At 70.7% G+C, this 10,306-nt stretch carries 7 protein-coding genes; 5 read left to right on the forward strand and 2 right to left on the reverse strand.

The window, feature by feature from the left end:
- The 5 genes from ACG2DA_RS19535 to ACG2DA_RS19555 all read left to right on the forward strand — a co-directional run.
- Nucleotides 1–381, forward strand: a 381-nt coding sequence (locus tag ACG2DA_RS19535; RefSeq protein ID WP_395257943.1) for a hypothetical protein, incomplete at its 5' end; no start/stop codon positions are given.
- A gap of 114 nt (nt 382–495) precedes the next feature.
- On the forward strand, nt 496–1,593 hold the full coding sequence (hpnH, locus tag ACG2DA_RS19540) for an adenosyl-hopene transferase HpnH (RefSeq protein WP_395257945.1): 1,098 nt from the start codon (nt 496–498) through the stop codon (nt 1,591–1,593).
- Nucleotides 1,594–1,865: 272 nt separating this feature from the next.
- The gene (locus ACG2DA_RS19545) at nt 1,866–3,386 is read left to right on the forward strand and encodes a hypothetical protein (protein ID WP_395257947.1); all 1,521 of its coding nucleotides are present in this window, start codon (nt 1,866–1,868) and stop codon (nt 3,384–3,386) included.
- A gap of 214 nt (nt 3,387–3,600) precedes the next feature.
- The gene (locus tag ACG2DA_RS19550) at nt 3,601–4,788 is read left to right on the forward strand and encodes a lipid-A-disaccharide synthase (protein ID WP_395257949.1); all 1,188 of its coding nucleotides are present in this window, start codon (nt 3,601–3,603) and stop codon (nt 4,786–4,788) included.
- A gap of 99 nt (nt 4,789–4,887) precedes the next feature.
- Nucleotides 4,888–9,330, forward strand: coding sequence for a hypothetical protein (locus ACG2DA_RS19555; RefSeq protein ID WP_395257951.1), 4,443 nt, complete (start codon nt 4,888–4,890; stop codon nt 9,328–9,330).
- Nucleotides 9,331–9,355: 25 nt separating this feature from the next.
- On the opposite strand, the gene ACG2DA_RS19560 is transcribed toward ACG2DA_RS19555, so the two are convergent.
- Both ACG2DA_RS19560 and ACG2DA_RS19565 read right to left on the reverse strand, forming a co-directional pair.
- A complete protein-coding gene (locus tag ACG2DA_RS19560; protein WP_395257953.1) occupies nt 9,356–10,048 on the reverse strand; it encodes a DUF1080 domain-containing protein in 693 nt (230 codons plus the stop codon).
- 21 nt (nt 10,049–10,069) lie between these two features.
- Nucleotides 10,070–10,201 (reverse strand): hypothetical protein, encoded by a 132-nt coding sequence (locus tag ACG2DA_RS19565; RefSeq protein WP_395257955.1) that lies wholly within the window; start codon nt 10,199–10,201, stop codon nt 10,070–10,072.
- Nucleotides 10,202–10,306: the final 105 nt, after the last annotated feature.

Here is a 10,306-nt window from a genome sequence, read left to right on the forward strand (position 1 = left end):
ACGCTACGCTGGGCGGTGATGGAGAAAGGTTCCGCCCCCCCGCCGGACGCCTCGCCGCCGGGGCCGAAGCTGGAACGGCAGATCGATCCCGCGGTCGGTCGACGGCTGGGGCATTTCGGCGCCGTCGTTCTCGGCGTCAACGCCTACCTGTTCCTGATGCTCGGTTGGATGTCGCTGAGCGGCCCGGGCCTCTCCGGCGGGGGACCGGCGAGCAGGATCCAGTTCTTGCTGATGTCCGCCGCGTTCGTCGCCGCGACGGCGACCGCGTGGCGCGGCTGGGTCCTCACGACGTCGTTGCTGGTCGCCGCCGCGTTCGTCGGCTCCGGCACGGTCGCCGCGGGGCTGCTGATCGCGGGAAGGTGGGCGGCAGGCCTGTTCTGAACCGACAGCGAATGGGTCGGGGGCGCCAATCGCGGTGTCGGCGGGTCGGCGGGTCTGGTATGACAGACGCACACCCTGCTCGGCGCCACTGTCCCCTCCCGGTCTCTTTCGTCCATGGGCGTTCCGCTGTCTCAGATGGCCACGGTGGCCTCGCACGTCGTGCGGCAGAAGTTGAAGGGGAACAAGCGGTATCCCCTCGTGCTGATGCTCGAGCCGCTGTTTCGCTGCAACCTCGCCTGCGCGGGCTGCGGGAAGATCCAGCACCCCAAGCCGATCCTCAAAGATCAGCTCACCCCGGAGCAGTGCTGGCGCGCCGCCGAGGAGTGCGGCGCCCCGATGGTCGCCCTGCCCGGCGGGGAGCCGTTGCTGCATCCCCAGATCGGCGAGATCGTCGCCGGCCTGACCGACCGCGGCAAATACGTGTACCTGTGCACGAACGCGATCCTGCTGGAGAAGAAGCTCGACCTGTTCACGCCGAGCAAGCGGCTCAGCTTCTCCGTGCACATCGACGGCCCCCGGGAGGAGCACGACGAAGCCGTCTGCCGCGAGGGCGTGTTCGACGTCGCCGTGCAGGGCATCAAGGCCGCGATCGACCGCGGCTTCCGGGTCACGACGAACACCACCGTGTTCAACAACGCCGACCCCGCCCGGGTGCGGGAGATGTTCGAACAACTGACCGACCTCGGCGTCGAGGGCATGATGCTTTCCCCCGGCTATCCGTACGAAAAGGCGCCGGACCAGGAGCACTTCCTCGTCGCCGACGAGACGGTGCGGCTGTTTAAAACGATCCTCGCCGACGTCAAAAAGCGCTGGACCTTCAACCAGAGCCCGCTGTTCCTGGAGTTCCTCCGCGGCAACCACGCCCTCGACTGCCACGCCTGGGGTATGCCGACCTATAACCTGTTCGGCTGGCAGAAGCCCTGCTATCTGATGGACGAGGGCTACTGCGACACCTACGAGGAGTTAATTTCCTCCGTGGAGTGGGCGAACTACGGCCGGAACAGCGGCAACCCGAAGTGCACCGACTGCATGGTGCACAGCGGCTACGAAGCGGCCGCGGTGGACGCGACCTTCGGCAGCGTCGGCGGATTGTTGAAGACCGCCCGGGCCACGCTGTTCGGCCTGCCCGCCGGCGCCCCCGGCGACGCGACGGCCCACCGGCCCAGCGAGGCGAAGAAGCCGGCGGGCGAATTGGTGCAGCTGTCGGTCTGAGGGCCTCTGACGGCGGAGGGGGCGGAGCGAAGGGCCGGGACGGCGGCGCGCGGGATGCGTAAAAGCAGCGGGCGTGCCGGGGGCGCGTCGGGGACGCCCGTCCTGTCGGGGGGATCGCCCCCGCGGGGGAAACCCCGGGGGGGGTGGGCGGCTCCCGCAGCGGCGAAGGGGGTTTCCCGCGGTTCGGCGGCGACGGTGCGTCAATAAGGTAAGGGCGTCGGGAGCGGCCCGACTGTCACGTCCGACGCCATTCGCACAGGAGTTTTTACCCGATGAACCTTACCTCCCTCCGCACCGCCGCCGTCGCGGCCGGCGCGGCCCTCTTGACCTGCGGGGCGCTCAGCCTCACGCAGGACGAGGCCGTCGCCGTCCCGCAAGCTGCGGACAGCGGTCTCACGCTGGCCGGTCCCACCGGCGAAGATGTCATTGAAGTCACCCGTCGCGGCCCCAGTCAGATTCGGGCCGGCGAGGAATTCACCTACGACCTGATCCTCAAGAACGTCTCCGACGAGCCGATCCGCGGCATCCGCGTGACGGAGACGACGCAGGGCGTCGAACTGCGGAGCGCGAACAACGAAGCCGCCCAAGTGGACGGCAACCGCATGACTTTCAACGCCGGGCAGCTCGCCGCCGGCGACACCCGCACCCTCAAGGTGACCGCCCGCGCCTCCGAGACCGGCGCGGCCCGCAGCTGCATCGTGGTCGACTACGACCCGGCGCTGTGCACGATGTACGAGGTCGTCAAGCCGGACCTGAAGCTGGTCTGGACGCTGTACGCCGACCGCGACGTCGAGGCCGAGTGCAAACCGTCCGGCGTGTACTCCTGCGACGACGTGTTCATCGTCTATGAAGTCACCAACACCGGTTCCGGCGAGACCGAACCGGTCATGCTGACCCACGACCTGCCGGACGGTCTGCAGACCGACGACGGTCAGCAGACGGTCGAGCAGCAGATGGAAGCCCTCTCCCCCGGCGAAAGCCAGGAGCTGCGCGTGCCGCTGAAGCTGACCGACGCCGCCGAAGGCCAGCAGCTGGACCTCTCCGCCGAAGCGAAGGCCGGCGGCATCACCGCCGACACCGACGTGCAGACGGTCAAGATTCTCGACCCGGCCCTGGACCTGCGGGTCGACGGCCTGAGCCAGCAGTACATCGGCCGCCCCGCCGAGATGACCTTCACCGTCACCAACACCTCCGACGCCCCGGTGCTGAACGCGATCGTCGCCGTGAGCGAACCGGACGGCGTGCGGAACTGGCGGATCGACACCGTCGACTACGACGGCGAATTCGTGAACATCGGCTGCCTGATGCCCGGCCAGAGCCGCACCTTCAAGGCGAACTTCGACGTCGCCGACGCCACCACCGTGGACGTCACCGCCCGGGCGATGGGCTACTGCGTGCCGGAGATCGATAAGAGCTTCGCCGTGGAATACAAAGGCATCTCCGCGATCCTGATCGAGACGGTCGATAAGACGGACCCGGTTCCGGTCGACGGCGAGACCACCTACGAGATCTACGTCAAGAACCAGGGCAGCGCCCCGGACCTGAACATCGACCTGACCGGCACCCTGCCGGACGGTCTGGAGTTCGTGTCCGCCACCGGCGACACCGACGTGACCGCCGACGGCAAGAACCTGAAGTTCGGCCGGATCGACGAGCTCGCCCCCGGCGGCGTCGTCAGCTGGAACGTCACCGTGAAGGCCACCAAGGCCGACAAGGTGCAGTTCAAGCTGCAACTGAAGTCCGACGCCAACCCGGAACCGATCCGCGAAGAAGAGCCCACCACGCTCTACTGAGCCGCCCGGTTCCCGGAGCCGAACGGCTTCTGACTGAGTGCTGAGCACGCGGCCCGCGGGACCTTCCCGCGGGCCGCTTTTGCATGCGCTGCGCCCCCGGCGAACCTTGGGGAGCGCGGCGGGAGAGCGGCTCGGTCTTGACGCGTCGCGCGCCGCGGACCGACAACACGCGTCCCGCGCCTCCGCGATCCCGCCCCTCGGCGATCCCGCACCGATGCACCTTTTTCTGTCCGCCGGCGAGCCCAGCGGCGACCAGCACGCCGCCCACCTGCTGACGGAACTTCGCCGCCGCGATCCCGATCTCAAGGCGGTCGGCTACGGCGGGCCGGACCTCGCCGCCGCCGGGCAGGAGCAGCTCTTCCGCCTGACCGACCTCGCGGTGATGGGCGTGACGGCGGTGCTGCCGCACCTCAAACAGTTCTTCGCCCTGCGGGACCGGGCCTCGGCCTACTTCCGCGAACGGCGGCCCGACGCCCTGCTGCTGGTCGACTTCCCCGGCTTCCACTGGCACCTCGCCAAGGCGGCGAAGGCGGCGGGGGTGCCGGTGATTTACTACCTCCCCCCGCAGATGTGGGCCTGGGCCCCATGGCGGGTGCGGAAGGTCCGCAAGCACGTCGACCATCTGCTCTGCGCGTTGCCGTTCGAGCCGCAGTGGTACGCCGACCGCGGCGTCACCGCCGAGGCCGGCATCCCCTGCGAGGACGTCGGCCACCCGTTCTTCGACGAGGCCGCCGGCAAGCGGCTGGACGAAGCCTTCCTGAACGAGCGCCGCGGCGCCCGCACCGTCGGCGTGCTGCCGGGCTCCCGCGACCGGGAGGTGGAGTCGAACGGCCCGATCCTCGCCGCCGCCGTCCGCCGGCTGGCGGCGCTGCACCCGGACGTGACGTTCCGCGTCGCCGCCTACAAACCCGCCCACGCGGTCCGCTGCGGGGAGTTGTTCGCCGGCGTGTCCAACGTGGAAATCTGCACCGACCGCACCAGCGAGGTGATCGAACTGGCCGACTGCTGCCTGTTCGTCAGCGGGTCGGTCAGCCTGGAGCTGTTCGCCCGCCGCACGCCGGGGGCAATGCTCTACCAGACCTCCCGTCTGAAATACTGGGCGCTGGAGAAGTTGATCGTCAGCGATTCGATCACGCTGCCCAACCTGTTCGCCGGGGAACGGCTCTACCCGGAGTTCTTCCCGCCCAGCGCCGACTGCCGGGAGGTGACCGAGATCGTCCGGTTGATCGACAACTGGCTCAGCGCCCCGGCCAGCTTGGCGGCGGTGCGGGGGCGGGTCAAAGCGGCCGCGGACCGCACGGTGAAGACCGGGGCCGCCGCCGCCGCCGCCGACGCCGTGCTGCGGGCCGTGCAGGGGTCCGAGACGGCCGGCGTCGTGCCGTTCCGGCGTCAGGCGGCCTGAGCGCCGGCCCTCGGGCGCCGTGTTCCAATGCTGGTTGGGGCGCCGGGGGGCTCGTAGGATCGGCGGGACCCGATTCGTCCCCGCTCGCCGGTCGCGTCCGTGTCGCACCCCTCTGCGTTGAAGTTGTCGGTTCCCCTGCTGTGCGGGGCGCTCGTGACGTGTTTGTGCGGGGCGGTCGCGGCGGCGGGCGCCGCGGAGCCGCCGCCGCGGTTCGTCACCCCGATCACGCGGGACGCGCTGGACGGCGACGCCTTCGCCCAGTGGGTCGACGGCGTCGAAAGCCTCGTCCCCGGGAGCGAAGCCCGCGACGGCGCCAACGCCGTCGTCTGGACCCAACGGCAGCCCTCCGACTGGCGGGGCATCACGTTCGGCGGGCGGCTCGCCCCCGGTCCGCGGCACCTGCGGATCGGGCTGACCGAGCCGATCGCCGCGGGAACCGTGCTGGCCCGCGGCGGGGGCCGCCTCAGCGTGCTCAAGGCGGACGCCCCCTATCCGGGCGACCTCGCCGACGAGTCCCACTGGCTGCCCGCCGAACGCCTGATCCCCGGGGGCGGCGGGCCGGTCGCGGTCGGAACCGCGGAGGCCGGTCGGGAGGACTTCGCCTGGTGGGTTCTGCCCCCCGGCACGACGACCCGGGCCCTGCGGTTCACGCACGTCGCCCGCCCCGTCGAGTCCGACCCCGCCGGCTGGCTCGGCGGCGTGTGGGTTCTCTCCGAACGGGTCGCCAACCTCGCCCCGCAGGCGACCGCCACCGCCGACGGCCGCCCGGAAGCCGCCGGGCTGGTCCTCGACGGCCAGCACAACGACTGGCAAACCTGGTCGAACGCGGAGATCGGCAACGACGCCGACCCCGTCGTCAGCCCCGACCGCCCGGAGACCCTCACCGCGGCCTGGAGCCGCCCGGTCCGGCTGGACGGCGTGTCCCTGCTGTGGTCCGGCTTCGCGGCCGTGACCGTGGAGGCGTTCGCCGGCGGGCCGGACGACCCGGTCGACGGCGCCGCCGACGCCCTCTGGCGGACCGTCGCGTCCGCCGACGACCTGGAAACCTTCTACCCCAAGCCCCTCGGCCCGAACTGGCTCGCCTTCGACGCCCCCGTCGAAACCCGGGCGCTGCGGCTGCGGATCACGGCCGGCTCGACCGGCGCGCACGGCCACCTGGACCGGCACAAGAACGGCGGCCGCCGCGTCTGGTTGGGCGAGCTGGCGGCGCTGACGGACCTCGGCGACGCCCCGCTGTCGTCGGTCCTGCCCCCGCCGCCGGAGGAGAGCCGCCCGCCGATCCCCGTGCGGTTCTCTCTGGAGAAACCCGGCGTCGTCACGCTCGTCATTGAGGACGAAGCCGGCCGGCGGGTGCGAAACCTGATCGCCGAAACGCCCTTCGAGGCCGGCGAGCACACCGTCTGGTGGGACGGCAGCGACGACCTGGCCCGCGATCTCGACGCCCCGCAGCACGGCCTCTACCACATCCCCGTCCGCCCGGTCGCCCCGGGGACGTATACGGTCCGCGGGCTGGTCCGCGATCCGCTGGCGCTGAAGTACGAGATGAGCGTCTACAGTGCCGGCAAGCCGCCCTGGCGGACCGCAGACGACACCGGCTATTGGATGACGAACCACACCCCGCCCGGCGCCGCGACCTTCGTGCCCGGCGCCCGCACCGCCGACGGGCAGCCGCTGATCTTCCTGGGCGCCTACGTCTCCGAGGGCGGCCACGGCCTGCAGTGGGTCCGCGAGGACGGCGTGAAGGTCGGCGGGCAGGGCCACGTCGGCGGCACCTGGGTCGGGGCGCCCACCCTGACCGCCGACCTCGGGGCGAACCACATTGAGGGCGATTTGTGCTACGTCGCCTCCGTCTGGGAGGGCGCGCTCTCCATCGACGCCAAAACCAAGACCTTCGCCGATCGCAACGTCGTCAAATTCAAACTCGGCGACGACCCGCTGATTAAAGAGCGGAACGCCGCCGACGCCGCGGTCGAGGAGCTGGTCGGCTTCGACGGCGGCCGGCAGAAGTTCGTCCTGATGGACGTTGCCGCCCGCGACGGCCGGATGGTTCTCTCCTTCCCCCGCCAGCACGAACTGCGGGTGTTCAATTTAAAGACTGGCGCGCAAACCGGCGCCGTCTCGCTGCACGCCCCCCGCGGCGTCTGCTTCGACCCACAGGGCCGCCTGCTGGCGATCGGCGGCGACCGCGTGCTGCGGTCCGAGTGGACCGGCGACCCCGCCGACGTGCACTGGCGGGACGTCGGCGCCGACGGATTGGAAGACCCGCGGATGCTCGCGACAGACGCCGCCGGCCGCATTTATATCAGCGACCTCGGCTCCGCCCACCAGGTGAAGGTCTTCGGCCCGGACGGCGCCTTCCTCAAAGCGATCGGCACGCCCGGCGCCCCGAGCGTCGGGCCGTACGACCCCACGCACATGAACCGCCCCCACGGCCTGACCGTGGACGGGCGGGGCCGGGTGTGGGTGACCGAACGCGATTTCCGCCCGAAACGCGTCAGCGTGTGGGACCCGCGGTTCGATCAACCCGGGGACGCCGAGTTGGTGCGGGCGTTCTACGGCCCCACCGAATACGGCGGCGGCGGCGTGCTCGACCCGCTCGATAAAACACGGTTCTATTACAAAGGGATGGAGTTCCGCCTCGACTGGGAGACCGGCGAGGACCAACTGGTGCGGGTCTTTAATCGCCCGCCGGAGTGGGCGGCGTCGCACTACGGCCCCTTCTCGCCGGACACCCCGCTCTACCCCGACGGCGACGCAACCAATCGCTACTTCACCAGCTGTTACACGACCAGCCCCACCGGCGGCTGGCCGGCGGCGTTCGTCTGGAAGGACGAGCCCGAGCAGGCCCGGGCCGTCGGCGGCCTCGGCTCCGCCCACCACTGGGATTTATTGAAGACCGACCCCTTCGCGGCCCGCTGGCCGGAGGGCGTGGACCCCCTCGGCCCGTCGCACAGGAACTCCGCCGTCTTCCATTGGGCCGACGAAAGCGGCGACGGCGTCCCGCAGCCGGAGGAAGTGGAGATCCTCCCCGGCCGGTGCGGCGGCGTGACGATCACGAAAGACCTCGCCGCCGTCTTCGCCCGGCTGGACGGACAGGTCGCCCGAATCCCCGCCCGCCTCGACGCCGCCGGCGTCCCGCACTGGGACGCCGCCCCGGTCGTGCTGATCGACGGCGCCCAGGGCCCGGCCTCCAGCGGCGGCGATCAGGCCCTCACCCTGCAATCCGAGCAGAACCCCGACGGCTGGACCGTCTGCACGAACGCCCCGGCGCCCTTTTCCAACCACGGCCTCGGCGGGGCGAGGAACGGCGAACCGCGGTGGAGCTACCCCAGCCTGTGGCCCGGCCTGCACGCCAGCCACGAGGCCGCCGTGCCGGACCGCCCCGGCCTGATCGTCGGCCACACCCGCCTGCTCGGCGGCTGGATCGCGCCCCCCACGCCGGACCGGCCGGCCGGCGAGCCGATGTTCGTCGTCAACGGCAACATGGGGAACGCCTACGTCCTCACCGCCGACGGGCTGTTCGTCGGCACGCTGTTCCACGACGTCCGCACCCGCCCGGTGTGGGGGATGCCGAAGGCCGTCCGCGGGATGGACGTCACCGACGTCTCCCTGCACGACGAGAACTTCTGGCCCAGCGTCACGCAGACCGCCGACGGGACCGTCTATCTGGTCGACGGCGCCCGCACGAGCCTGGTGCGGGTGGACGGCCTCGATTCGGTCCGCCGTCTGCCGCCGACCACGCTGGAAGTAACCCCCGACGACCTGAACGCCGCCCGTCGGTGGTTCGCGGAAAACGAACGCCGCCGGCAAGCCGGGGCGATCCGCACCGTGGCGACCGTGCCGCTGACGGACGCGGCCCCGACAGTCGACGGCGACCTGTCCGACTGGCCGGCGGACACGCGGTGGGCGGTGATCGACCGCCGCGGCACCAAGGCGAACTTCAACAGCAACTCCCGCCCCTACGAGGCCGACGCCGCCGTGCGGATCGCGGACGGCGCCCTGTTCGCCGCCTACCGCACCGGCGAGAAGGACCTGTTGAAGAACGCCGGGGGGGCGCCGCAGTCCCTGTTTCAAACCGGCGGGGCCCTGGACCTGATGCTCGCCGCCGTCCCGGAAAGCGACCCGACCGCCGAACGCCCCGTCGCCGAGGGCGACCTGCGGTTGCTCGTCACCCGGGTCGACGGCGAAACCCGGGCGGTCCTGTACCGCGGCGTGGTCCCCGGCACGGCGGAGCCGGTCGGCTTCAGCAGCCCGTGGCGGACGATCACGCTGGACGAGGTGACGGACGTCAGCGACCGGGTCGACCTGGCCGACGACGGGACCGGCAACTTCGAGGTGCGGGTCCCGCTGGATCTGCTCGGCTGGAATCCGCAGCCCGGCGAGACCTACCGCGGCGACCTCGGCCTGCTCCGCGGCAACGGCCGCGAGACGACGCAGCGGGTCTACTGGTCGAACAAAGCGACCGCCATCACCAGCGACGTCCCCAGCGAGGCGGAGTTGCAGCCGTCGCTGTGGGGCCGCTGGGAAGTAACGGCGGAGTGACGCGGGCGGCCGAGTCGCCCGTCCGTCAGGGCGCCCCCCCGCCGCCGGCCGCCGCGTCGTCGAGGGGCTTAATCCGGACATTCCGCCACATCACCACGCCGGCGCCTTGCCCCTGATAGGAGTGAACTTGGAGCGCCACGAACCCGGACTTGGCGCCCCGGCGATCGGTCAAGTCGGCGATCGGCTCGCCGTTGAGGTACGTTTTGATCTCGTCGCCGCGGGCTTCGACGCGGAAGAGGTTCCATCCGCGATTATTAAAGGCGTTCTGTTTGACGTGCCGCTCCCGCGGGACGAGCCAGCCGCGACCGGTGCCTTGGTCGTAGAGGTAGCCGGCGCTGCCGGGGCTGGACATCACGTCGACCTGCGGGCCGTAGACGATCTCCCGTCCGCCGTCGAACTTTACGTTGGAGCGAATCTGCACGCCGCTGTTGAAGTCTCGGGTGGACAGTTTGCACTCGAACTCCAGCACGAAGTCGCCGTAAGTCTTCTCGGTGCAGAGGTACGTGCTGGGGCTGCCGGCGGCGGACCGGCCTACGATTGCCGGGGCGCCGTCCACCTGCTCGACTTCAAAGGTCGCCGAGCCGCTCCGCTTCTCCCAGCCGGCAAGGGTTTTGCCGTCGAACAGCTCGACAAACCCGTCGTCCCCGCCCACCGGCGGGGGACCGAACCGCAGCGGCACGGGCTCGCCGCTCTCGGGCGTGAAGGTTACGTTGCGCACGCGGAACTCTGTCTGGGGGGCTTACAACGCGACCGCTCCGTCGACGCGGCCCAGTTCCTCGGCGGTGCAGGTCGTCACTCCGTTGACGCGGATCGTGACGCTGCGGTCCGAGGTGGTGCCGATTTCCAGGTCGTTCCAGCCCCGCACTGTCACCGGGGCGATCCTAGTGCGTCCCGTGGTTATCTCTAGCGGTAGCCGCAGTGGCGGAGGTAGTTGCGGCACTGCTCGGGCGGGAACAAATCCAAGACCTGTCCGCAC

It is taken from the genome of Alienimonas sp. DA493 (genome assembly GCF_043951915.1).
Taxonomy (GTDB): domain Bacteria; phylum Planctomycetota; class Planctomycetia; order Planctomycetales; family Planctomycetaceae; genus Alienimonas.